Here is a 23,739-nt window from a genome sequence, read left to right on the forward strand (position 1 = left end):
TGGATTGTAGCGATATAAGGATGTCGACTAATGAATAAAATTGCGTTGCGCATGATGGTAGCTGCCACGCTGCTTGTTACCGGGGGGAGTTTGGCCGCCGGCCCGAGCGCGGAAATTAAAGTAGTGGGTGAACTGATAGCGCCGACCTGTGAGGTCAAACTCCCTAACGAGGGCATTTTCGATTATGGCAGCATCAGCCATACGAGAATCAGCAAGGACAAGCCGGTTAGCCTGGGAGTTAAAGGCGGCAGTACCATGGAGGTGAAATGCGATGCTGAAACACCGATGACTTTTAACGTTATCGACAACCGTCTGGGCAGCGCCAGTGAGACAGGAAAAACCTTTGGCCTCGGTAACGTCAATACTACCGGTAAGCTGGGGTTCTATTCGATTCAGGCCTATTTCCCTCAGATTGATGGGGTGACTGGCAGATTGTTCGTTACTTCAGACACGTCGATCACTTCACCTCAAACCGTGGTTAATCTTGAGCACGGTAAGCGTGTGGGTTGGGCCTCAGCTTCAGGCAATACGTTAGCTATCGGTAAAAACTTCACCGCTCAGCTGTTGGTTGAAGCCTTCCTGGCCAAAAGCGGCGATATGCACGGCGGGGTGAGTGAAGACGTTAGTCTGGATGGGTCTACCACGCTGGAGTTCGGCTTCGGGCTGTAATACCGGATAGATAGCGCAGGGGGAGCTCTCTCCCCCTTTTTCTGAATCTATCACTCCCTGAATTAACCCAGAGAAGATGACGTGTCTATCAGGCAAAGCGCATCGGCACTGCTGTTTCTGTTGGTCTGGCCGATGACGAAAACTGCTGCCTCCGGATTCGATGTCAAAACCCTGGCGCAACTGGGGTATAACGCGGACATCGCTGCCTTTTTCAATACCGCTCGGTTTTTGCCGGGCGTACACCGGGTGATGCTGGAGGTCAACGCGGCGCAGCGCTACCAGGAGGAGGTGCGCTTCGACTCTGAAGGTGAGTTATGCCTGGATGAACGGCTAGCACAGACGCTGCGTTTACGGGTTGCGTCGCCTCCAGGCCGCTGCGAACGTCTTGAGACGTATTGGCCGCAGGCGGTGGTGAGGGTATTTCCCGGCGCCTTTCGGGTGGAAATAACCCTGCCGGAGGTGGCGTTCGACCCGGATAAATTGCGTACCGAGCAGTCAGGTGGCCATGCGCTGCTGCTGAACTACGATCTTTACGCCAACCGCCGCCAGGGGCGCTACGGCAATCAGCAGATGCTGCAGGCGATGCTGGAGCCGGGCATCAACCTCAGCAACTGGGTACTGCGCAACCGTTCGAGCTACAGCAACGACGAGAACGGTAGCCGGCTCGAGGTGTACGAAACCTCGGCGAGCAAAGATTTTCCTGGCTGGGGTGCGTTTGTGCAGCTCGGCGAATTCAGTGCCGGCGGCGTACTAAGTGGTAACGTGCCGCTGAGCGGTGGGCAACTGGCGTCCGTGGATATCGGAGGACACAACGCTGCACTGACAGTGCCGCTGCAGGGCAGCGTTGTGAACCCGGCGACGTTAGAGGTCAAACAGCACGGACAACTGATATTCCGCACCCTGCTACCAGCCGGGCCGTTTTCGCTGAGCGAGTTGGGGCCGGTGATGGCCGGGGTGGAGGCAGAGGTCACCGTTATCGAAACCGACGGGCGGCGGCAACGCTTTACGGTCACGCCCGATACAGGCGATCCAGCGGATCGCTCGGGCGGCTATCGTTTGGCGGCAGGGCGTTATCAGCCCTACGGGGGCGACCATTATGGGACATCGCCGCCAGCGCTGCTGCTGGGGGAGAAGGCGTTCCGTCTCGGCCAGGGGCAGATAACGGTGGGCGGTTTGTTGGCTCATACCTATAAACGACTGGGCTGGCAGGGCAGTTTGGGAGACGACGGCGGCAACTGGTTATCGGGCAGTGCTATTTTCACCCGTGGCCGGCAGCCTGGCGCGCAGCTGGAGACCCAAGGGCAGGTGGCTATGGGGCGGAGTCTGGCGCTGTCTCTGTCGTCACAGTACCGCACGGAAGGCTTCCGGGAGGCGGACGAAGGGCTGCTAAACCCGTCCTCAGTAGAGGCAGAGACGGCACGGTTGCGCTACAGCGGCGGGCTGGCACTTTCCTGGCGGGCCCTGAACGCCGGCGTGCTGGCTTACTCACTGTCGCATGAACGCTATTACCGCGGCAGCCGGCGCAGCTGGACGCATGCACTGGCATATGGTGCGAGCCTGGGGCGGGCGACGTTAAGCGTTAACCTACAGTCTTCCGCTTATGATCGTGCTGCGGTCTATGCCGGGTTGAGTCTGCCTTGGGGGGCGGGCAGCGTTAGCAGCCGGTTGCAGGCGCGGCGTAACAAGCAAATGACGCTGGGCGGCAGTTGGCAGGGGCCGTTGAGCGAACGGCTCAATGGCTATCTGGACGTGACGCGGGACGCGGACGGTGACTATCAGAGCGCCGGCAACCTGAACGGCGAGACGCCCTATACCCGGCTTGGGTTGGGCGCCTCGCGCAGCGGGCAAGGTAGCACATCGCTGTCGCTGTCGTCGTCGGGAGGGCTGGGGGTGGCCAACGGCACCTGGGTGACGTCGCCGCAGCGCATCGGCGACACCTTCGCGGTGATGAAGGTGCCAGGACAGTCCGGTGTGAAAATATCGGGCAGCGGCAATGGCGTCACGGATTTCGCCGGTGACGCGCTGCTGCCGGTGCTGATGCCCTACATGCCGCTGCGTGCTCAGGTCGATACGTTGTCGCTACCGCTGAACCTACGGCTGGACAGCACGGATGCGGCGCTTGAGCTGGCGCGCGGCACTGTGGCGGAGCGGCGTTTTCGGGTGACCGAAGTGCGCCAGCTGCTGCTGACTTTGCGTGATGAAAGCGGCGCTCCGCTGCCGACTGGGGCGTCGGTGTACGATGAACAGGGCCAATTGTTGGGCACGCTGATAGGCGAAGGCAACCTGATGCTGGTGAACGACGATATCGGCAAGGCGCTGCGGGTGCGGCGTCTGAACATGAACGAATGCGTGGTGAGTTACGCGGTGCCGGCGGCGTTCGACCCGTCGGTGTTGTACGAAGAGGGCGATGGCGTCTGCCGTGCGGCGGGCGGCTCGTCCGATAATGGATGAGAAGCGAGGAGCAATCATGACGATAAAACGGAGACTGGCGCAACTGCTGGGCGGGCTGTGGTTGACGCTGGGGTTGGCGCATTCCGCCGGGGCGTCGTTTCAGCTGGAGAGCATGGGCATCGTGCTGGAGGAGAACCCGGGGCGGGTGAGCTTCAGCATCAGGAACAGCTCGTCGGAGCCGATATTGCTGGCGACGAAGGTGGAGGATTTGGATGGCAAAGGGTTCAGCAAGGCGGTGCTGCTGTCGCCGCCGATAGCGCGCATCGAGGCGGGGCAGAGCCAGCAGGTGAACTTTGTGCTGAAGCCGGGTACGGCGCTGCCGCACGAGGTGATGCTGAAGGCGTCGTTCGAGGGGATAGGGCAGGCGGTGGACAACAGCGCGCGGATGCCGGTACGGCAGAGCATCGGGCTGATTCTGCAGCCGAAAGCGGTGGCGGTGAGCAAGACGCCGTGGGACGACCTGCGGTTGAGCGCAGGAGCCGGTCGGCTGACGCTCACCAACGGCGGGTTGCACGTGGTGCGGCTGGCGCCGCAGCTGACGTTGCAGCCGTCGGGCAAGGTGGTGACGCTGGAGAACTACTACCTGATGGCGGGCGAGACGCAGACGCTGGCGGTGGAAGGGCAGCCGACGTCGGTTGTCATCACGCCGCTGAGCCGCTATGGCTTCAAGCAGGATGCGGTGACGCTGACGGTGAAGTGATTTGGATGAAAATCAGACGCCTTGCATAAGCAAGAGATGTAGTTAGGCATGGTGAATGCCGCGAGAAATGAAACGTTTTTTCGTTCACCCCGGAGGTAGAGCGGGTTACACTGGCCGCTTGTTCGCCACCGACCGGGTTAATTCGCCGCCGCGATGAGAGTGCCACGCCAGCTACCGCAACGCTTTACCGCCTGCATCGCCATTATGGCGGTGCTGTTGCTGTTTGTTGCGCCGGTGGTGTCGAAATCGCTGATGCACCATCAGATGATGGGCGGCATGGCGCAGCCGGCAGCCGCCATGCCGCATGACATGCATGGGATGGCGATGCCCGCCGCCGAGCATGCCGGCCACCATGGCATGGATCCGGCGGAGATGATTTTCTGCGGCTATTGTGAGCTGCTGATCCACGTGCCGCTGCTGTTGTGGGTATTCGTCCCGCTGCTGTGGCTGATGGCGCGTATTGCGCGCCTGCCTTGCGCGCCACGCATCGTCCCCCCGCCCATTCGGCGCCTTGCTCTGCGGCCAAGCCCGCGCGGGCCGCCCGGCCAGCCGTTTTTCCTTATTGCTTGATCATGGGTAACGCCGTCCGTATCGCTGCGGACGGTTTGCCTGCGTGCACAGTTTGAAAAACGATAAAGGCCATGTCTTCAATAACCAAAACTCCACCTGCCGCATCGCCGCGAGGCGCGATGCTGAACCTGATCAGACGGCTGCATTTTTATATCGGCCTGCTGGTTGCCCCTTTTATTCTGGTCGCCGCACTGACCGGCACGCTGTATGTGCTAACCCCGCAGCTTGAAGAGGCGCTGTATCGCGATGCGCTTTTCACCGAACCGCACGGACAGGCGAGATCGTTGGCCGACCAAATCGCCGCCGCCCGCCGTGTGGCGGGTGCCGAGACGCGCATTTACGCCGTGCGCCCGGCGCCCGGCGCGACGGATACCACGCGCGTACAGTTCGTGGGAGCCGATCTGGGCGCTTCCGAGTCGCGCGCGCTGTTTGTCGATCCTTACACGCTGGCGATCAAGGGCGACATGACGGTGTACGGCACCTCCGGCGTACTGCCGCTGCGCACCTGGCTGGATAAGCTGCACAGCAGCCTGCTGCTCGGCGATATGGGCCGCAATTACAGTGAGCTGGCGGCATCCTGGCTGTGGGTGGCCGCGCTGGGCGGCGTGGCGCTGTGGCTGGCGACGCGGCCGAAGCGCAAGCTGAAAAGGGCAAAAGGGCGTTTCGCCGCTAACCGCCATTGGCATATCACGCTGGGCGTAGCGCTGCTGGCCGGGCTGCTGTTCTTCTCGGCTACCGGGTTGACCTGGTCGCAGTGGGCCGGCGGCAACATCGACGCGCTGCGGGCCAACCTGGGCTGGCTGACGCCGCAGGTCAACGCCAGCCTGCAGGCCGATGCGCCGCAGACGCCGGCCGATCCGCACGCCGAGCACCGCGGTATGATGCCGGGCATGAAGATGAACCCTGCCGCACAGGCCAATGCGCTGAACGGTGATTGGGATCGGGCGCTGCATGCCGCGCGCGCCGCCGGGATCGATGCCGCCAAGATAGAGCTGCGCCAGCCGAAGGGCGAGGGTAAAGCCTGGACGGTGACCGAAGTGGATCGCAGCTGGCCAACGCAGGTGGACGCGGTCGCCATCGCGCCGCAGAGCTTCGCCGTCGTCGACCAGGTGCGGTTCGGCACCTTCCCGCTCATCGCCAAGCTGACCCGCTGGGGTATCGACGCCCACATGGGCATTCTGTTCGGCTTGCCGAATCAGCTGCTGCTGGCGGCGTTTGGCCTTGGGCTGTGCCTGACGATCGTGTTGGGTTACCGCATGTGGTGGCTGCGTCGCCCGGCGGCGGGGGCGCAGCATCCGGTGCATACGCTGATTGCCGCCTGGCTGGCGCTTTCCCTGCCGGCGCGTGCCGTCTCGCTGCTGGTGGCTTCCGCACTGGGGTATTGCCTGCCGGTGATGGGCGTGAGCCTCGCGGCGTTGCTGCTGGTGGACGTGTGGCGCTGGCGCGGCCAACGGCAAAGCCACCGGGACGAAGCGCCGGAAGCGGCTGCCCGCCGCGCCGAGGTGCGTAAGTTCCGCGCGGCGGTGGCGACTGTGGCGGTAGCGGTCGGCTGCGTGATGGGCCGAGCGATCCTCGGCGGCACCGTTGAGCAATTCCAACTGCCGATCGGCGCCTGGAGTGCCCAGATGGTGATCATGCAGAGCCTGATGGTGCTGCTGTATACGCTGGTGTTCACCCTGCTGCTTTCCATTCCGCTGTGGTATTTCTTCCTGGGGGAGAAAGAGGGGCGGTGAGGTATTTTGCGCCGACATGAAGCGTTCAACCCCGCTGCGGCGGGGTTTTTCTTGGTTATATCAGCCGGTGGGCGTGCAGCTTAACGCTCTCCATGATGCTGTCCATCGTCACCTGCACGCGGTGCGGCAACACGCCGCGCCGGCGGTAGATCAGGTAGGCCTGCATATCGATGCCGCGCTCGCGCGCCAGGCAGGGCTGTAGGGTGCCGGCATCCAGCTCGGCGGCGACGGAATAGTACGGGGCGTAGACGATGCCCAGGCCCTGTTTGGCCAGCTCGATCGCCGGCAGAATGTTATCGCAGACGCTGGCGCCGTTGATCTCGACCTGCACCAACTCCCCCTGCGCATTGTAGCCGCTCCAGGTATTGCGGATGCCGCCCAGCATGCGCAAGGTAATGCAGCGATGCTGCGACAGTTCATCCAGCTCCTTCAGCGGCGTGCGGGCGATGTAATCCGGCGCGGCGAACAGCCCAACGCGAAAACGGGTAAAGGGCCTAGCGATCAGGCTTTCGTTTTGCGGCTGGAAAAAGCTGATCAGCAAATCGCAGTCGCTGTCGAATACTGCGCCATATTTTTTCTCACGTTCGTCGGGGTTGCGGGTCACCAGATCGACAGTCAGCGCCGGCGCAGCGTGCAGCAGTGGCGGCAGCAAATAGCTGGCCAGGAAAGCGTGGATGCCTATCGGCGCGCCGAGCGTGACCACGCCGCTCATACTGCGCTTATAGGTGCCGGCCATATCGAGCAGATCGCTATGCTCGTTCAGCAACTGCGAGGCGCGGCGCAAGAATTGTTCGCCGAACTCGGTCAGTGACAACGTGCGCGGGCCGCGCAAGAACAGCTCCAGACCCAGCCGCCGCTCCAGCGCGGTGAGGGCGCGCGACACGTTGGACTGCGGCATATCCAGCAGCTGCGCCGCTTTGCTGACGCTCGCCGTTTCGGCAATGATGCGGACAATCCTGAGCTCTTCAATACGGAAGTCTTTCTCTTTCACTGGCTGGCTCGTATGAGTATGTATATCAAAAATGATATACATCTTTGGCGGCATTGTCATATGACTTATCACGGGCGGGTGGGTATCATTCGATTTGATTATTTGCTATCCACAAAAATAAAGAGAAATCCGTCAATGAAAGTAACAAGAACGGTGATTTTACCTGCGCTGTTATTATTGGCCGCGTGCTCGTCCGCCGTGACCGAAAAAGAAAAATATTCGACCTTTCTGACCAATTATAACGATATTAACAAAGGCCAATCCGCGTCCGGTAAAGACGTTTTATATTGGAAAGATCAGAGCGTCGATTTTTCCCGTTATCAATATCTGGTGTATCAACCGATGATCTATTTCCCGCGGCCGAAACCGAGCGAAATGGTCAGCCAACGCGCGCTCGACAATATCCTGAATTACACCAACCAGCAGTTTAAACAGGCGATGGGCACCCACTTTACGCTGGTGGACATGCCGCGCGAGCATACGCTGATCTTCCGCGGCGCCATCACGGCGATCGACACGCAGAAGAAAGGGCTGCAGGTCTATGAAGTCTTGCCAATCACGCTGCTGATCGCCGCCACGCAAAGCGTAACCGGGCACCGCACCATGGAGAGTGCGGTTTATATGGAAGGCGAGTTTATCGATGCCGCGACCAACCAGCCAGTGATTAAAGTGGTGCGTAAGGCTTCGGGAAAAAATCTTAATAATGAGAAAGCACAGCTGAAAGTCACCGACGTGAAGAACGCCATCGATACCATCGCCAACGACATCAGACAATATAACACGCTATAGAGATTATTTATTTCCATTATTCTCAACCAGGACTTTACATGTTTCTTAACTATTTTGCGTTAGGCGTACTGATTGCGGTATTCCTGATATTATTCTACGGCGTCATTATTATTCATGACATTCCTTATTTGCTGGCGAAAAAGCGCCGGCACCCGCATCAGGATGCGATTCACGTTGCCGGTTGGGTCAGCCTGTTTACGCTACACGCCATTTGGCCGCTGCTGTGGATCTGGGCAACGCTCTATCGGCCGGAACGCGGCTGGGGCATGAGTGAAAGGCCGGAACCCTCAACGGATCTGCAGGCGCGCATCGCGCTGCTCGAAACGGAATTACAACGCCTGCAGGAAAAGCCGACGGCGGTTCCCGGCCCCACGGTAAGTTGAGCGTAGCCTATGGATTTGCTCATTATTCTCAGCTACGTGGCGCTGAGCTACGGCGTATTTAAACTGTTCCGCATTCCGGTCAACAAATGGACCGTGCCGACCGCCGTACTCGGCGGGATCGTTATCGTCGGCGCGCTGATTCTGACGATGAACTACAACCATCCGTACAGCGATCGGGCGCAGAAAATTGCCGTGTCGGTGCCGATGGTGCCGCAGGTCTCGGGCATGATCGTTGAAGTGACGCAGAAAACCAACGTGCTTCTGCGCAAAGGCGAGGTGCTGTTCCGGCTCGACGACAGCCGCTACCGCGCGCGGCTCACCAGACTGGAGGCTGACTTGGCCGGAGCAGAGGCAGAGATCAGGACGCGACGGGCGGCGCTCAGCGAGTCCGCCGCCAACGTGCAGCGGGCGAACGCGGAATACGAGCGTGCCCGTAAGGATTACCAGCGCTACGCGAAAGGGGCGGCCATGCCGGTCAACCCATTCTCGGAGCAGGACGTCAGCCATGCGCAGCAGCAGTACCAGGCGCAATCCGCCGCACTGCAGGCGGCGAAAGCCCAGTTCCAACAGGAACAGGCTCGGTTGTCCGGACGCTATGACGGCGAAGACGCCACGATAGCCAGCCTGAAATCGCAAATAGCCGAAGCGCGTTACAACCTGGAACAAACGGTGGTGCGTGCGCCGAGCGATGGCTATGTCACGCAGGTGCTGGCGCGGCCGGGCACGACGGCGGTGCGCTTGCCGTTCAAACCGGTGATGATCTTTATCCCGCAGCAAAAGCGCCAGGTGGTGGCGGTATTCCGCCAGAACGCCATCCTGCGCTTGGCGCAGGGGGATCAGGCTGAGGTGGTGTTTAACGGCTTGCCGGGACAGGTTTATGGCGGCACCGTGAGCCGGGTGTTGCCGGCGATACCGGACGGCAGCTACCAGGCCAGCGGCGCACTGCAGGGCCTGAGCGCCACGCCGGGCCGGGAAGGGGTGTACGTAATGATCGATCTGGCAGCCAACCCGGATCTGGATCATCTGCCCGACGGCGTGAGCGCCCAGGCGGCGGTCTATACCGGGCACTTCGAGCACGTCTCCGTGATGCGCAAAGTGCTGCTGCGCATGACCAGCTGGCTGCATTACCTCTATCTGGATCACTAGCCTGCATCGGCCCGGGGGAACCCGGGCCGTGGTGTAAGTATCCCTGCAAACACCCCGATAAACTGAAGAGATTGAAAATAATTTCAGTATTTTTCAGTTTTTGGATCGCGTAGCGTTATGGTTGAAAATCATATGGAAATGCCGCCAGAACGCAGCGGGCCAGCACCCGCAAAGATCGTAGGGGAAAAGCGTCTGTACAATGCAACTGAAGAATGCGTGAATTGGTAATCGAGCTCTGGTTTGGTTATTCTCTGAGCTGGACACATTTTGCTTAAGGAAAGTGAATGGACGCAAAGCAAGTTGCATATGGAATTTTGGATGGAATTTCGACTATTCCCAGCGGGATGTATCATGGCGTCGTTCGCACTTGGCAGGGGGCTGGATTGGCTGGTAGTAGCCTCAAGACTAGAAACCAAGAAGAAACAGAACGTTTCGCCCGTATGGTCAAGTCGATGGGTAACAGCGAAGAACCCTTGCGACGCCTGATTACTATTGTGATCACTGATTTCTATCAGAAATTAGACGCTAGCGGCAAAGAGTCCATCAATAATAAACTAGCCTATGGTGCCGGTCGTCTTGGTGGACGAACTGGGGGCCAATTTGCATTGGCGCAATTTGCGGCTCACATGATGCTAAGGAAAGCGACCTCTGCATTAGCGTATAAACAATTTGTACGCTTTGGCGCTTCGTTCACTCTCAACCTTGTAATGTTACAGGGACTTATCGAAGAGGCAGCCCAAGCATCCCGACGAATGCAAGTTAAGTTTCCTCAAACATACCGGAAGGTGTCGGCGTTAAATTTAGATATGGCATATTTCTTGGTTGAGGAGCAACTAGAGCCTTATCTCCAATTCATTAACAGCCACCCTATGCTTTGTAAAGGTATTCAGAATGAACTCTGCAAAATCCTCTCTAACCAGAAAACTCACTAAGTACATAGGGTTAGGTGCTTCGCATGCTTTGGAAGCAATAGTAACCGGCGTTTGCGCGATTGCTGCTTTCATGTCGCTGTTCTTACTTGATGGGGCAGTGATGAAGGTTGCTGGCTTTGTTGGGTTCTTCGTTGCTGGCTATCTAATCACCCTGGCGATTGCATGGCTGCGTGGGGAGCGGTAACAAAGTAGCGACGTAATTTTCTTGTCGCCATTACAAAGACTCCACTGCGCCCACCGCTTCACCTACTGCATTCCAAAGCTCTCGTGGGCCTGTTTTTTTACTGGATCTGTGCGGAGCCTTGGCCTGTTCCCTGACCGGCGATGATTTGCCGCCGCCGGAAAAAGTACATATAACCGTTACCGCCGTTATAGCCGAAATCAAACACTTCATTGATTGAGCAGGCCCCGCTGCAATGCTGATTTTGCTGCGGAGCTTTACCGTTTCCCTAAGCCCGAAAACAGCCTTTTTTCTGGCTAGCCTGCCTCAAACTGCGCATGCATGCATAGGGTGCATGATTTTGCATTAATCCCCAGCTTCTCAAAACAGCCGAAACCCCGCGCCACAAGGGCTTACAGGGCCTCTGAGTCATGCATGAAATGTGCATGATAAAGTCAGAGCGCGTAGGCGAGGGAGTATTGCGCGCAGCGGGTAAACCTCTATTCCTTCATATAGCTAATTTTGTTGAGCTAGGGGATGTGTCCAATTGCAAGTAAGAACAGTTGTTGGCCTTTTTAGCGCCAAAAAACAGGGCGTGAACTGTGATGTTTGATGGGGACAATGGGGGGCGAATAACACAGCAATGTGGCCTTAGAGCGGGGTTTCGATGTTGTCGGAATTGATCTTAAGCCGACCACACCTTGCCCGCAGCCTTGATTACGGGGGAGTCTACTATGGTAACTCGATAATATTAGGGGGTGTAATCTACATTAGTATTTCACTGTTAGTTGAGAGTTAGATTAAAAACTTAGTGAGCTTGGGTACTAGGGGGCTAAGAGCCAACGTAAGTAGACGTCGATATTTTTACAGCATCTATAGTTATCATAAATAGTGTTTATTTGTTGACCTGCCATAGAAAATAAAAATCGTTACTTCTAGCTTCTTCTTTTCCCTTTAATGTTTTACTTAAATCAATTGCAGCGCTGACTAAAGCAGCACCTCCTCCTGCCGCAGCAAATAAGTGGCTAAAATCGTGTGGGAGCATTCCTGAGTATAAACCAAAAGATATTGCTCCGGAACCTATTATGATTTTATCTCTTAAACCACTTCTGGTTTTTGTTTTCCAGTCTCTAACTCTCTTTTCGATAATATTTATTTCTGGGAGTATCTGATCCCTGAATAACTCCGATATCTCTCTTTCACTCCAACCACCACCTTTTTTAATTAATGTGTTTATCTTATCTCTATACACATGAAATGCCTCAGCTTCTTTATCTCTTAATGCTAAGATATCGTCCGAGCTTTTACTTTGGATTGTAGGTAAGTAATGATTAACAGCAGAACCAAATGAAGTTGAATTGGCTTTGTATACAGCACTATTTAATTTGCTTGCTATATCCATCTGGATCTGATTATCACATAAATAGGACGTTCCATAAAACGCAGAATGCCACTCTTGATCCGACAGATCTTTTATAATTGGATCTATTACTAACCTCAATATTCTTTCATCTATTACTTCTTTTTTAGTGAATTTGTATGGCATTACTTTTGAACATAAATGCTCTATGTATTCACCAAGTGGTTCTAGCAAGTAAAAATACATAGCTCCATGATTAATGATACTTGTGGAACCTTTTATTTCAAAAAAAGGTTTATTAGTATCTGTCATATCCAACGCAACTTCACAATTTTCAAGTAGAAAGTCATGAAGTAAGTTGTAAAGTTTATTTTCTTTATTCATGATTTTTTCACGTAGCGGTTCAGCTAATGAAATATGATGATCATGGCAAAGTGAAACCATGTTCTGTGCGTATTTTATAATTCCTCTTTTTATTAATGGTTTTAAATATAGGTAGTTATATATTCCTGCAACAAGCTCTTGTCGAGAAGCTAAGCATAAGTTATCGACTCCACTTATGACTATTTCTTCAAATGGATTTTGTATATATACTTCGTCAGAGTATAAAGATGAGAATGATATTAATTGATCGAGTTTGTCTATTCTACATCCTGGAGCTGAACAGGGATGTCGCCCCCCACTTAAAGACGAGTTAGCGACGAATGAAAAGTTCTCATTAGGTTTTCCATCAAAGCGAAAGTGATAGCAAGTTATAAGATATAGAGTTTCTGCAAGTTCGAATACATAATCACTATCCGCATTCAACAACGTACCCTCAATATTCCCTTTAACACCTAGTCTTATTGCAACGTCAAATTCTTCAATAAAGTCCATTAGCAGTCCTTAGAGGATGTATCCCATGTGAATAGTAATTAATTTTATATACTAAAGTAAGTATAGCCAACAAATACTATTTTTTTGAGTAAACTTCGTTTCCCCACCACTCCATCAACTCTTGACGCTGCTCAAGGTATGTTGAACGGTTATAAGCTCGGCGAACCTCATTCTTATCACAGTGTGCAAGCGCAGCTTCAATCACGTCAGCATTAAACTCCGCTTCGTTCATAGCTGTACTTGCGATAGAACGCAGTCCATGAGCAACAAGCTTATCGCCATAACCAATGCGTTTTAACGCCGCATTAGCTGTTTGGCTGTTCATAGGCTTACGCGGATCATTACGGCTAGGGAATACGTGTTCACGTCTACCGCTGATAGGGCGCATGATTTCGAGTATCTCTAATGCCTGGTCTGAGAGCGGAACAATGTGATCGCGCTTTGCTTTCATCCATTCTGCCGGTATGCACCATTCCCTTTTCTCTATATCGATCTCAGCCCAGGCTGTTGCCGAGGCTTCCGCAGGGCGTATCAGCGTGAGCAACTGCCGTTCCAGTAAACAGCGCGTTGGTATCGATAGATTACTCATCGAGATAGTGCGCATCAGCTTAGGCAGTTCTTCGGGGCGTATAGTCGGCATATGCTGCTTTTTAGGGCGTTCAAACGCATTACCAATACCTGAGGCAGGGTTAGCCTCAATCAAGCCGGTGTTGACTGCGTAGATCATGATTTCGTTGATGCGTTGTACTAATCGGCGAACGGTCTCTAATGCACCTCGGGCCTTGGTAGGTTCCAGCACCTGGATCAGCAAACGCGCTTTGATGTCCTGAACAGGAACATTCTCTGTAGATGGAAGTATGTCTTTTTCAAGAGAACGGCAGATGTCTTCCGCATGCTTAGCGCTAACACTGGCCTGCTTCAACACGAACCATTGCTTTGCCACATTTAGGAAAATGCTTTCTTGGGCTATCTGATGCAGCCCGCTGCTGCCGCCTCTTAGCCTGTGGGTCAATGCCTCTGGGCAGTCTCGCGAATTCTTCGGCATGTATTTGCCGGGCATAGGCAAGTGACAGGGCAGGGTCAGCACCGAGACTAACAATTGTTCGTGAACGGATGCCGGGTGGGATAGCGGGAACGACCAAATTTCTTGCCGATGGTTTTAACTAAAAGGAAAAGGCTGTCAACGTTGTGCAGGATGAGGTCTTTCTCTCAGGCTTTGGTTTTTTGTACTTAGCATGAGTATGTGGGAGTACAGACCGCGTCAGATAGGGTTCTTCATTATTGGTGTTCGTTTTATGGCGTACATATTCACGTATACCATAACTAACTGATTTAGCTTGGCATTATTGGTTTTTGCAAAAACAAAAAAGCCCGCAACCGAAGTTGTGGGCTTTTTCGCTATTATCGCCGGGTCTATCTGGTTCACTGGCGACGTATTTGGTGGGCTGGGGGGAATCTGAATGTATTTATTAACTTGCTGTAAATTAAGTAAAAATATGAATTCAAGTTTGTTTTGTATACCTAAGCGTATACCAATGCAGAAAAGTAAGACCGATTTAGAGCGCTATTCTAGAATCTGCCATCACCAGTTAGCGCCTTTTATCCCATGCTTTTTTGATGAGCTGCACATCAGGTTTGAAGCGCGACATGTGGCGGATACCAACCACAGGCACATCGAATTGCTTAAACCGTGCCGTAAAGCAGAACGTGGAGTAGTAGAGGTCTTGGCTTATGTACTCGGGCTCATCGCCATCGCCGAATGCTTTTAAAAGCAAGCGAGCTGCTGAGTGAGAGTTCATTCCGTTACTATAAGCAATAATTAGTTCAGGTTTGCATAGGGGGACGGTAATGTTTTCAAAGAAACCCATCGATTTTTCAATCAGCCGCTCCAAACTGCCAATTGCGCTCTCTTGAGCACTTTTTTTGAGCGACAGGGCATCCTTAGAACACATGAGTAGCGCATTGGTGTAGACGGTATCTTGCCATCTAAAGCCTAGCTGTTCAGGGACGGATTGCAGACGGTTTGCCAAATGTTTGATACCCCATTCACCTTCAGTACCTGCCTGAACATTAGAGAAACAAGGTGAATTAAAACCGTTTATCACTGCTTCAGCATTTGTAAAACCGCCATCTGCTGATGAGCCGTTGAATCCGACCATGATTAAACGCTTTCTTGCTGGTTTAGCTGCTAACAATTCGAAGGAACAATCATAAGGACGGCCGGGTAGTTCGCTTAAATCATGCCGCCCTAAACCTTCCAAAATTATTTTCTTGGTCGTTTCCATCTTAACGGTTATCCCATCAAAGAGTCTTTTTTGGCTCTGCCACATGATAGAGCCAATCTGCCATTTTTCTCAGAAAAAAAAGATTTATAGAAAAACTGTTCATCCTATACACCTTTTTGTTTTATCCTTTTATTTCAATGCATTGATGGGTGCATAGCTACCTTCTCGGTGTACACCCCTGTTCACCTACAGGGTGAACAGCCTGAACCGCAGGCACAAAAAAACCGGCCTGAGCCGGTTTGGGGAGCGCTTGTCGTTATGATATTGGCCATTCAGCGGCCGATAGGATGCCCTGGTGTTGCTGCGTGTATTAAGGTCACTGCCACTATAGGCGGCGTGGCGATTGAGCGTCCAATGGGTTCGGCAGATCAATAATGGTCTATTGATCGGCCCGGCCGATCGACTCGCTCATTGTCACACGGCGCCACACTTCGGCAACCAGTCCGCTTCGCAGTCGTCACTCAATATCAAGTTGGTTTGTATTCCCTGCTTGGTGCGGCGTTTCAGCAGCGTGTGTTCGTACTCTTTCAGCGTCTGCGGCACCGCCTGGCCGAACGCCGTCAAGTTCATCACGTGCTGATAGCCCCGCGCCGCCATAAACGACAGGTAGGCGTGGTACAGGTAGCGGCGCGGGTTCGGCGGGGTGATGTTGGCATTGCCGATCATCATCCCTTCCGGGGTACCCAGCACCGTCAGGTAACCACAAAAATCGACCAGCGGATCGGCATGCCGTTTGATTTCCAGCGCTTCCGCCGAACTTTGCTGCGCCTGGAGCAGTGCGCGGGCGTCATTCGGGTTGGCGAAGCGCTGCATCAGGTGACGCACGATGACCGCCAGCTCTTCGGTGATTTTCGCCAGCAGCAGCGGATCGCGCTCTTCGGGGGCGATAGCCTCCGGGAACGGCAGTATCACCCGGCGGCGCGAGATGCCGCCGCTGCGGTCGCTGAACTGCATGGGGTTGTTGTTGACTGCCAAAATTACCGCCGGGATGTGCGCCGCGTAGGCGTCGCGGTATTTGGGGTCGATGGCGACCGCATCGCCGCCGGTGATGGCCTTGATGCCTGCTCCGTCACCACTCCACTTCTCCTGGTCGGGCAGAATAATCAGCGAGTAACCGACCACGCTGGCACGTTCGCGCGCCGACTCCAGGTTGTCGATGGTGGCGGAGGTGGTGTTGTCGGCCCCGGCCAACAGCCGGGCGATGGCCGCCATGACGCTCTTGCCGCTGCCGCCCGGGCCGGTCACTTCAAGGAACAACTGCCAGTCGTAGCGGTTGGCCAGCACCATAAAGAGCGCCGCGAGGATGCGCTCCTGTTTGTCGTGACTCCCCCCGGCGGCCCGCGTCAGCCACTGCCAGAAGTGCGGAGCATGGTCAGCCAGGTTCTCACCGGCACGCGGCGGCGTGTAGTCCACGCTGTTGACGGTGCGCAGCCAGTGTTCTTGCCGGTGAGCGCTGAACTGGCCGCTGACGGTATCAAACACCCCGTTACGAAAACCTATCAACCGGCGGGCCGGGTCGCCCATCTGCGGCACCATCAGTTTGAGGGTATCCAAAATGCTGTTGATACCGGCAGCGGAGAACGGCGCGCGCACCTTCTGGAACAGCGCGGCAATCTCTCGGCTCAGCTGCCGGTGTGGCAGCACCAGCCAGGCGCCGCGCGTATAGCGGCAGAGCTCTTCCCCCACCGGCGGCACCGCCAGGGTGTTGCCGTAATGCTCGGCCAGCAGTTCGGCTTTCTCACTGGCACTCATGGCTTTCAGGTCAGCATCGCTCAGCGTGTCGAACGGGCTGGGCTGCGGTGGCTGGCTGAGCGCCTGGAGCTGGGCACGCGTGGACTCAGCGCCCTGCTGACAGTAGACATCGTTCCAGTCGCCTTCCGAAGGCGGCAGTGCCGGGATACCGCCGGTGAGTGTGGCCGCCTCGGCGGCGCGGGTCTGCCCGGTGCCGCTGCGGTCATTATCGGCCGCCAGCAGCAGCCGTGCATCCGGGTAGTGGCTGCGCAGTTGCTCCGCCACCGCCGCCAGGTTATTGGCGCTGAGTGCCACGCACACCGCCTCACCGGTCAGGCGGTGCACGGTGAGGCCGGTGGCGTAGCCTTCAGTGAGCCAGATAACCGCGTTGTCCGGGCCGCAGAGGGTGTGGCAGGCGGCTTTCACCTGCCCGCCCGCCAACATGCGCTTGTCACCATTGGCGTTAATCAGCTGCACGTTGACCACTTCGCCCCCGGCATTATGCAGCGGCAACAGCAGGTCGCCGGGCTGGAAAGTGATACCGCCAACGCGCAGCGGTTGGCCGTGCAGAGTCAGGGTTTCTGCCTCCGGCCAGCCTTTGGCGCTTAGGTAGGCGTTGCCCGTCTGAGGCCGGGCAGCGGCCACCAGAGCCTGTGCCTGTCGCGCGGCCTTGCGCTGAGCCTCGGCTTTGTCTTGTGGTGAATGACCGGCCTCAGCGGCCGGTGGTAAAGTGCTGGCATTATCCCCCATTACGGCGGCCACCTGTTCGGCAGCGGCCCGGGCTGACAGTGACAGGGCCTTTTCCACTAGGTTGAGGCCGTCACCGGCCCCGCACTGATTGCAGAACCAGGTGCCGCGCCCGTCCTGGTTGTCGAAACGGAAGCGGTCTTTACCGCCGCAGGTTGGGCACGGCTGCGGCTTGCCGTTCGGCTGCAAGGCAATGCCGAGAGCCGGGAGTATCACCGGCCAGTGGCCGGTGGCGGTGCGTACGGTCTGAGATACGAAGTGGGCGCTCATGGTCTTCTCCTCAGTGTACGGTGGCGTTCTGCGATGCCGACAGGCGCTCGCAGCACAGCTCGTCCATCATCTTTTGCCCGAGCGCGGTCAGGCGCGGTGCGGCCACCAGAACGTCCGGCTGCACCATGTCACTCAACATCGTGCATGCCATGTCCATGCCGTCTTCTGCGCCGTACTGACGCACAAAATGCCCCTCCAGACGCAGGGCAATCGTCATCTGCAGCTCGTCCAGCGTGTACCCCAGGTTCACCCGGTAAAAGGCGCAGGTGTCCAGATAGGCTTGCGCCACGGCGCGGCGGAAAACAGCGGTACGGACTTCAATCGGTAAACAGGATGAGGTATTCATGCGGCGGTGGCCTCCATGCGGGCAAGGATTTGGGTTTCACAGGTGTTGACGACGTGGCCGAGCTGGTCGGTCAGCAAGGCAATGACCGAGGCAAACGACGCCTGTTGCACGGCATCGGGGCGCTGCCCGCCGAGGTCGAGGGTGTCCAGCAGGTCAAGGAACAGCACGCCAGTGGCGTGCGCATGCTGAAGACGCAGAAAATCGGCATGCGGGATAGGGTAATGGGTATCGCGGTAGTAGCGGTCGGCCAGGGTGTTCATGCTGCCGCCTTAACCGGCAGACGCCCGGCAAAGGACAACACGTAATCACGGGCCAGCAGGCGGCGGGCGTTGCGTTCGCTATCTGCCACGGTGCGCACTATGCGCGGCGAAGCCGTCAGCGCAGACCGGCGTACGGCCGCAAACAGGAAGCAGAATGTCGGGTGAGTCGGGGTGAGGGTCGTAGCCATAGCGGCAGCCTCCATAGTTAGCTGATAACAGCTACCACCGGAGTTCCTACACTCAATGGTGGTAGCCCAGACGGGGGTAGGAATACCGGTAACTATGTAAACCGGCCAGCCCGAAGGCTGCCCCGCCTGAGCCACCATTGATTGACTGCTGCGGTAGCATAACATCCACCGCGCAAAAAATGAGCGCACAAAGGCTGCGACATAAAAAAACACGCGTGGCGCGTGTTGTGTCGCCATAGTTAAACACGGGTTCCTACGCCCGGCGGCCGATTTTGCGGCAGCGGGGGGACTATAGCGCAGGGCCGGACGTGGGAGCAAGCCGTAAGACGCCCCCGGACGTTTAATCGATCGCATAGTGATCAACAGTCGGTAAGCTGGTCGTTGCGGGTATCGGCCGCCGCGCAGGTCAGCGGCACCGGCCCGGCACGAAACAGGCGCGGCTCAGCCTGGCGACTCGCCAGACGAATAACGCCGTGTTTTTCACTGCGGTGCTCCGGCAAGACGACGCCAGGCTCTTTACGCTGCAACAGGATAGCTTCCGCCACAAACAGCGCGTCGCGCTCATCGAGGGTGAAATGCTGGCGACCCAAGGTTAACTGCATCATACGGCGGCCCCCTGGTGACGGTTGGCGATACGTTCGTCCATCCACTGCTCGACCTCGGAGGCCAGCCAGGCGACGTTTTTACCGCCGAGGGAGACCTGAGCCGGGAACTGCTGGCGGCTCATCATCTCGTACACGGTGGAGCGGGATAGACCGGTGGTGTAGAGCACTTCCGGCAGACGAATAAAGCGCTCGCGTGGGGTGTAACTGCCAGGAATAACCGGCGACAGGGTGGATGGAGAGGGGGTGGAAACGGTCAACATAAAACGCTACCTCTTTGTGTCCGGCCAACGCTGACCGGGACGGTGTGAACTTCGGTAGCGCCCTATTATGTGAATATTTATCGGGGTGGCAACAAGGTGTTGTTGTGTGGTGAAACGGATTTTATGCTTACTTTTCAATCAATTGGACATATTGGCCTATATTGGCCTTTATTGACCGTTGTTGGCAAACCAGCCGAAAAGCCTGAGCGATGGATGGACGGTTGATTAATAGGGAGAAACCGCCAAACACCGCTAGCCAGGGAAAAGGTCGTTTTGGGCCGGGTGAACAGTAGTGAACACTGAGTGAAGAGTTTATAGAAAACTATTCACCCCCTTATCTACTGATTTATATATATTTTTTATTTGGGTGAACAGTAGTGAATAGTTTTAGGTAAAACTAAAAACGGCCTGATGGTTTTCTCATCAGTGCCCATGGCTGTTGTCCTGGGGACAGTCCAACTGGGATGAATGGCGATGTTGTACGGCGGTCAGCAGAATAGCCTCACATTGACTGACACCGGAGACACGACCATGAGCACCACCGCCTTACCGAAATACATCACCGATAAACTGCAAGCCCTGCGTGACGCTCGCGCGGCCCACGACAAAAACTACCAGGCATTGACCGACGTCGTAACCGGCATTGCCCGCTGCCACCAACAGAAGAAAGACACCGAAGTGCAGAGCCAGGAGGCAGAAAGCCAGTGGCGCACCCTGTTTCGCAAACTGCGCGGAGAAATGACGCCGGAACTGCAAGCGCAGCACCACAGTCGGATTTCCAAGCGGGAGCTGGCGAAAGAGTTCGACGGCCTGATTGAGGAGATGGAGCTGGACAAAATGCAGCTTCACCTCAGCTGCGGCGGCACGGCCCCGAAGGTGGTGAGCGCGCACAAAGACGCCCTCACGACCTTTGCGGCTCATGCGATGCATCAGGCCGTGGATGCGCTGAGCAAGGCGCTTATCAGCCCTGACGTTATCAAGGCGTGCGCACTGGCTTCACGGGCTTACGGCGTCTATGCGGACAATCCGATGAAAATGATTGAGCTACAGGTACTGGGCACGCTACAAGGCCGCATTCGCGCTGCCATGGCTACGCAAAATATCGACCACCCGGTGCTGAATGAGATTGGCCTGACGATACCGCAAGAAACCGGCGCATTGCCGGAACTGCAAAGCAGTCCTGCCAAGCGCATGCGGGCTATCTCAGAACTGAAGGAAAAACGTCAACGCTTGCAGCAGAAGGGGGCCAAATCATGATGCGCTGCCCGCTGTGCACTCATGCGTCCTATACTCGCACCAGTCGCTATATCACGGAGCGGACGAAAGAGGCGTATTACCAATGTCAAAGCCTTACCTGTTCTTGCACATTCAAGACGGTGGAAAGCGTCGATAAAATCCTGTGCCAGCCGATACAGGCGCAACCGGTCGATGAGAACGCCCTGCCACCGCCGGAGAAAAGGACGTTGAACCGCTATCGCCGTTACAGCAGCAATCGTCCAAAGCTTTGAGTCGAGGTCGATCTCTACCCATCGGGCGCCGGAAGCTTCAGAAGGGCGTACTAGGGTTAAGAGCTGCCATTCAATCAGGCAACGAGTCGAAACAGACAGATTCGACATTATCAGCGAACGCATCAATTTTGGTAGCTCTTCTGGTCGTAGCGTCGGCATGTTTTGCTTTTTAGGCCTTTCAAAGGCCATGCCGATTCCCGAGGCTGGGTTTGCATCAATCAGACCAGTATTAACCGCAAATATCAGAATTTCGTTGATGCGCTGTATCAAGCGGCGAACGGTCTCCAACGCACCACGCGCTTTAATGGGTTCCAATGCTTCAATCAGCGTTCGCGCCTTAATTTCCTGAACCGGAGTGCCTCCTATGCTTGGAAAAATATCTTTATCCAAAGAACGCCAGATATCTTTCGCATAATCCTCTGTTACGCTTGTTCGCTTAAGGGCAAACCAATTGGCCGCGACGGTCGAGAAAATGCTGTCTAAGGCTATTTGGTGCTGTTCTGCTGCTTGTTCGGCCTTGGTTTGCGGATCAACGCCCTTAGCTAGCATGGAAAGGTAATCTGCACGAATTGCTCGAGCGTCTGCAAGTGAAAGGGCTGGGTAGGGACCTAGTCCCATCATGGTACGCTGTTTCGTTGCTGGTCGCTGATAACGGAAGCGCCATTGCTTTTTGCCATTAGCTTTTACCAGAAGAAAGAGCCCGTCTCCGTCATGCAGGGTGAGGTCTTTCTCGAGTGCTCTGGTTTTTTGTACTTCAGTGTTAGTGAGGGGGCGTGTAGTCCGCGCCATGTAAGGGATCTTCCGTTTATTGGTATACGTAATTGGCATACATTTTAGCGTATACCTAACCGTATACCAATAATCACCGGATTTAGTCGGATGTACTCGGATGATTACGGATACAAAAAAGCCCGCAAACCTAGGTGGGATGCGGGCTTTCCGTACTTCCCCGGACGTATCCGGAACATAATGTGGTGGAGCTGGCGGGAGTTGAACCCGCGTCCGAAATTACTACACCGTCGGCACTACATGCTTAGTCCAATCTTTACATTCGCCGACCAGCTGCGGATGGACACGCTACTGACAGACTAGCCTGATTGAGTTTAACGCTTCGGCCCCAGGCAGGACGTCCACGCGATCTCTTTTGGGTTTGACCTCTCTTGATCCCCGTCCTAAGAGCGGAGGCTAGGGAGAGAGGGCTCTAAGCAGGGTATTAAGCTGCTAAAGCGTAGTTTTCGTCGTTTGCGACTATTTTTTTGCGGCTTTTTACGAGGCCAACCGCCCCTCGGCATGCTCCTAGGGCTTCGCAAATCCCGTCGAATCCAGAATCAGCCCCAAGTAACTTTGTGCAGTATACCAGAAGTTTACCTCGATAAGCCAGCGGCTTAACGATTGGCGTGCTTCATGATACGGGCTTTCGCCGTCTGCCATTCGCGATCTTTGATGTCATCGCGTTTGTCGTGCTCTTTCTTGCCTTTGGCTACGCCGATCTTGATCTTGCTCCAGGCATTTTTCCAATACAGGGACAAGGCCACCACGGTGTAACCTTCGCGGTTGACGCGGCCGAGCAGGGTGTCCAGCTCGCGCCGGTTCAGCAGCAGTTTACGGGTACGCGTTGGATCGCACACCACATGCGACGAAGCCACGTTGAGCGGGGTGATGGTGGCGCCAAACAGGTAGGCTTCACCGTCACGGAACGTCACGTAGCTGTCGCTGAGGTTGGCTTTGCCTGCACGCAGCGATTTAACTTCCCACCCTTGCAGCGACAGGCCCGCCTCGAACTCTTCTTCAATGAAGTATTCGAAACGCGCGCGCTTGTTTTGGGCAATGGTGGCGGAACCGGGTTTGTGTGCTTTTTTCTTTGTCATAGTGCGTTCATTATACTGGATGCTTCAGCGAAAGAAATCCTTTCCCGTTCAGCACCTGCGCAATTTTTCGCATTTTTGGTGCCCTCATCCCGTAGCAGATTTTTTGTTTGCCGCCAGATAAATGGTATTATCTGTACGTTTTATGTCTTACAGGAAATGATATGCCCCAGATCAGTCGGTCTGCATTAGTGCCGTTCAGCGCCGAGCAGATGTATCAGTTGGTTAACGATGTTCATTCTTACCCCGATTTTCTGCCAGGCTGCACCGGCAGCCGGGTGCTTAACGCTACCTCCAACGAGATGACCGCCGCGGTGGACGTCGCCAAGGCCGGTATCAGCAAGACCTTCACCACCCGCAATACGCTGCTGGATAACCAGAGCATCAATATGCAGCTGGTTGATGGCCCGTTCCGCAAGCTGATGGGCGGCTGGCAGTTCACGCCGCTGAGCGAAGAGGCCTGCAAGGTGGAGCTGCACCTGGACTTCGAGTTCACCAACAAACTGATTGAGCTGGCGTTCGGCAAGGTGTTCAAAGAGCTGGCGGGCAGCATGGTGCAGGCATTCACCCAGCGGGCGAAAGAGGTCTACAGTGTCTGACATCCAGGTCGAGGTGGTGTACGCCTTGCCGGAGCGGCAGTACCTGCGCAAGGTGAAGCTGGCCGAGGGCAGCAGCGTCGAGCAGGCGATCCAGGCTTCGGGCCTGCTGGAGCTGCGCCAGGATATCGATCTCAAGAGCAACAAAATCGGCATCTACAGCCGCCCGGCCAAGCTGGGCGATACGCTGAACGACGGCGACCGGGTGGAGATCTACCGGCCCTTGATAGCCGATCCGAAAGAGCTGCGCCGGCAACGGGCAGAAAAGGCAAAAAAATAAGGCGCTATAAGCGCCTTATTTTTTTATCTGAAGCTGAT

Annotated in this window: 24 protein-coding genes, 1 other RNA gene and 2 pseudogenes; 14 read left to right on the top strand and 13 right to left on the bottom strand. The window is 55.6% G+C overall.

Going from position 1 to position 23,739, the window contains the following annotated elements:
• Positions 1 to 30: 30 nt before the first annotated feature.
• From JL05_RS09685 to JL05_RS09705, 5 genes are all read left to right on the top strand, one after another.
• Positions 31 to 669: a DUF1120 domain-containing protein gene (locus JL05_RS09685; RefSeq protein ID WP_021504965.1), complete on the top strand. Its 639-nt coding sequence runs from the start codon at positions 31 to 33 to the stop codon at positions 667 to 669.
• A gap of 81 nt (positions 670 to 750) precedes the next feature.
• The gene (locus tag JL05_RS09690; protein WP_228392537.1) at positions 751 to 3,120 is read left to right on the top strand and encodes a fimbria/pilus outer membrane usher protein; all 2,370 of its coding nucleotides are present in this window, start codon (positions 751 to 753) and stop codon (positions 3,118 to 3,120) included.
• 16 nt (positions 3,121 to 3,136) lie between these two features.
• Positions 3,137 to 3,820 carry a fimbria/pilus chaperone family protein gene (locus JL05_RS09695; protein WP_021504963.1) on the top strand — a complete coding sequence of 228 codons (684 nt, stop codon included), beginning with the start codon at positions 3,137 to 3,139 and terminating at the stop codon, positions 3,818 to 3,820.
• A gap of 153 nt (positions 3,821 to 3,973) precedes the next feature.
• Positions 3,974 to 4,390, top strand: coding sequence for a DUF2946 domain-containing protein (locus tag JL05_RS09700; protein WP_217904338.1), 417 nt, complete (start codon positions 3,974 to 3,976; stop codon positions 4,388 to 4,390).
• A gap of 119 nt (positions 4,391 to 4,509) precedes the next feature.
• Positions 4,510 to 6,123 (top strand): DUF2534 family protein, encoded by a 1,614-nt coding sequence (locus JL05_RS09705; protein ID WP_079007637.1) that lies wholly within the window; start codon positions 4,510 to 4,512, stop codon positions 6,121 to 6,123.
• Between the two features lie 55 nt (positions 6,124 to 6,178).
• Here the strand turns inward: JL05_RS09705 and JL05_RS09710 are convergent, their stop codons facing one another.
• Positions 6,179 to 7,114: a LysR family transcriptional regulator gene (locus JL05_RS09710; RefSeq protein WP_033633595.1), complete on the bottom strand. Its 936-nt coding sequence runs from the start codon at positions 7,112 to 7,114 to the stop codon at positions 6,179 to 6,181.
• Between the two features lie 135 nt (positions 7,115 to 7,249).
• Between JL05_RS09710 and JL05_RS09715 the strand changes: the two genes are divergently transcribed.
• From JL05_RS09715 to JL05_RS25330, 5 genes are all read left to right on the top strand, one after another.
• Positions 7,250 to 7,903, top strand: coding sequence for a DUF3313 domain-containing protein (locus JL05_RS09715; protein ID WP_033632296.1), 654 nt, complete (start codon positions 7,250 to 7,252; stop codon positions 7,901 to 7,903).
• 38 nt (positions 7,904 to 7,941) lie between these two features.
• Positions 7,942 to 8,286, top strand: coding sequence for a DUF3302 domain-containing protein (locus tag JL05_RS09720; RefSeq protein WP_033632297.1), 345 nt, complete (start codon positions 7,942 to 7,944; stop codon positions 8,284 to 8,286).
• A 9-nt stretch (positions 8,287 to 8,295) separates the two neighbouring features.
• Positions 8,296 to 9,432 carry an HlyD family secretion protein gene (locus JL05_RS09725; protein ID WP_033632298.1) on the top strand — a complete coding sequence of 379 codons (1,137 nt, stop codon included), beginning with the start codon at positions 8,296 to 8,298 and terminating at the stop codon, positions 9,430 to 9,432.
• Positions 9,433 to 9,716: 284 nt separating this feature from the next.
• A complete protein-coding gene (locus JL05_RS25640; RefSeq protein ID WP_064581110.1) occupies positions 9,717 to 10,364 on the top strand; it encodes a hypothetical protein in 648 nt (215 codons plus the stop codon).
• Positions 10,324 to 10,548, top strand: coding sequence for a hypothetical protein (locus tag JL05_RS25330; RefSeq protein ID WP_055317294.1), 225 nt, complete (start codon positions 10,324 to 10,326; stop codon positions 10,546 to 10,548). The genes JL05_RS25640 and JL05_RS25330 overlap by 41 nt, the downstream gene beginning before the upstream one ends.
• Before the next feature lie 871 nt (positions 10,549 to 11,419).
• Here JL05_RS25330 and JL05_RS25335 read toward each other — a convergent pair.
• The 9 genes and pseudogenes from JL05_RS25335 to JL05_RS09770 form a co-directional block, all read right to left on the bottom strand.
• Positions 11,420 to 12,760: a hypothetical protein gene (locus JL05_RS25335; RefSeq protein WP_072010091.1), complete on the bottom strand. Its 1,341-nt coding sequence runs from the start codon at positions 12,758 to 12,760 to the stop codon at positions 11,420 to 11,422.
• Positions 12,761 to 12,836: 76 nt separating this feature from the next.
• Positions 12,837 to 14,025 (bottom strand): annotated as a pseudogene (locus tag JL05_RS09735) (integrase domain-containing protein).
• Positions 14,026 to 14,349: 324 nt separating this feature from the next.
• Positions 14,350 to 15,045, bottom strand: coding sequence for a hypothetical protein (locus tag JL05_RS09740; RefSeq protein WP_033633597.1), 696 nt, complete (start codon positions 15,043 to 15,045; stop codon positions 14,350 to 14,352).
• Positions 15,046 to 15,459: 414 nt separating this feature from the next.
• A complete protein-coding gene (locus JL05_RS09745; protein WP_033632299.1) occupies positions 15,460 to 17,793 on the bottom strand; it encodes a primase-helicase zinc-binding domain-containing protein in 2,334 nt (777 codons plus the stop codon).
• A 10-nt stretch (positions 17,794 to 17,803) separates the two neighbouring features.
• On the bottom strand, positions 17,804 to 18,139 hold the full coding sequence (locus tag JL05_RS09750; protein WP_033632300.1) for a DUF5375 family protein: 336 nt from the start codon (positions 18,137 to 18,139) through the stop codon (positions 17,804 to 17,806).
• A complete protein-coding gene (locus JL05_RS09755) occupies positions 18,136 to 18,399 on the bottom strand; it encodes a hypothetical protein (RefSeq protein ID WP_016928972.1) in 264 nt (87 codons plus the stop codon). Before JL05_RS09755 ends, JL05_RS09750 begins: the two co-directional genes overlap by 4 nt.
• A complete protein-coding gene (locus JL05_RS09760; protein WP_050501277.1) occupies positions 18,396 to 18,941 on the bottom strand; it encodes a host cell division inhibitor Icd-like protein in 546 nt (181 codons plus the stop codon). The genes JL05_RS09755 and JL05_RS09760 overlap by 4 nt, the downstream gene beginning before the upstream one ends.
• A 5-nt stretch (positions 18,942 to 18,946) precedes the next feature.
• Entirely contained in the window at positions 18,947 to 19,192 is a 246-nt protein-coding gene (locus JL05_RS09765) for a hypothetical protein (protein ID WP_016929809.1), read from the bottom strand.
• Positions 19,189 to 19,452: a helix-turn-helix transcriptional regulator gene (locus tag JL05_RS09770; RefSeq protein ID WP_033632301.1), complete on the bottom strand. Its 264-nt coding sequence runs from the start codon at positions 19,450 to 19,452 to the stop codon at positions 19,189 to 19,191. Before JL05_RS09770 ends, JL05_RS09765 begins: the two co-directional genes overlap by 4 nt.
• A gap of 531 nt (positions 19,453 to 19,983) precedes the next feature.
• Between JL05_RS09770 and JL05_RS09775 the strand changes: the two genes are divergently transcribed.
• Together JL05_RS09775 and JL05_RS24810 are read left to right on the top strand one after the other, a co-directional pair.
• The gene (locus JL05_RS09775; protein WP_033632302.1) at positions 19,984 to 20,709 is read left to right on the top strand and encodes a hypothetical protein; all 726 of its coding nucleotides are present in this window, start codon (positions 19,984 to 19,986) and stop codon (positions 20,707 to 20,709) included.
• Positions 20,706 to 20,960 (top strand): ogr/Delta-like zinc finger family protein, encoded by a 255-nt coding sequence (locus tag JL05_RS24810; protein ID WP_072010119.1) that lies wholly within the window; start codon positions 20,706 to 20,708, stop codon positions 20,958 to 20,960. Before JL05_RS09775 ends, JL05_RS24810 begins: the two co-directional genes overlap by 4 nt.
• On the opposite strand, the pseudogene JL05_RS09780 reads toward JL05_RS24810, so the two are convergent.
• The 3 genes and pseudogenes from JL05_RS09780 to smpB all read right to left on the bottom strand — a co-directional run.
• Positions 20,937 to 21,749: pseudogene (locus JL05_RS09780) on the bottom strand (phage integrase central domain-containing protein); the annotation flags it as partial. The gene JL05_RS24810 and the pseudogene JL05_RS09780 overlap by 24 nt on opposite strands.
• Positions 21,750 to 21,932: 183 nt before the next feature.
• Positions 21,933 to 22,296: a transfer-messenger RNA gene (gene ssrA, locus JL05_RS24435) on the bottom strand.
• Between the two features lie 49 nt (positions 22,297 to 22,345).
• Positions 22,346 to 22,828 carry an SsrA-binding protein SmpB gene (smpB, locus tag JL05_RS09790; RefSeq protein WP_004929094.1) on the bottom strand — a complete coding sequence of 161 codons (483 nt, stop codon included), beginning with the start codon at positions 22,826 to 22,828 and terminating at the stop codon, positions 22,346 to 22,348.
• 161 nt (positions 22,829 to 22,989) lie between these two features.
• Here smpB and JL05_RS09795 point away from each other — a divergent pair, with 161 nt between their 5' ends.
• Together JL05_RS09795 and JL05_RS09800 are read left to right on the top strand one after the other, a co-directional pair.
• Positions 22,990 to 23,424 carry a type II toxin-antitoxin system RatA family toxin gene (locus JL05_RS09795; RefSeq protein WP_004929096.1) on the top strand — a complete coding sequence of 145 codons (435 nt, stop codon included), beginning with the start codon at positions 22,990 to 22,992 and terminating at the stop codon, positions 23,422 to 23,424.
• Positions 23,417 to 23,701 (top strand): RnfH family protein, encoded by a 285-nt coding sequence (locus tag JL05_RS09800; RefSeq protein ID WP_004929098.1) that lies wholly within the window; start codon positions 23,417 to 23,419, stop codon positions 23,699 to 23,701. The genes JL05_RS09795 and JL05_RS09800 overlap by 8 nt, the downstream gene beginning before the upstream one ends.
• Positions 23,702 to 23,739: the final 38 nt, after the last annotated feature.

The sequence above is a fragment of the Serratia nematodiphila DZ0503SBS1 genome (assembly GCF_000738675.1).
GTDB lineage: Bacteria > Pseudomonadota > Gammaproteobacteria > Enterobacterales > Enterobacteriaceae > Serratia > Serratia nematodiphila.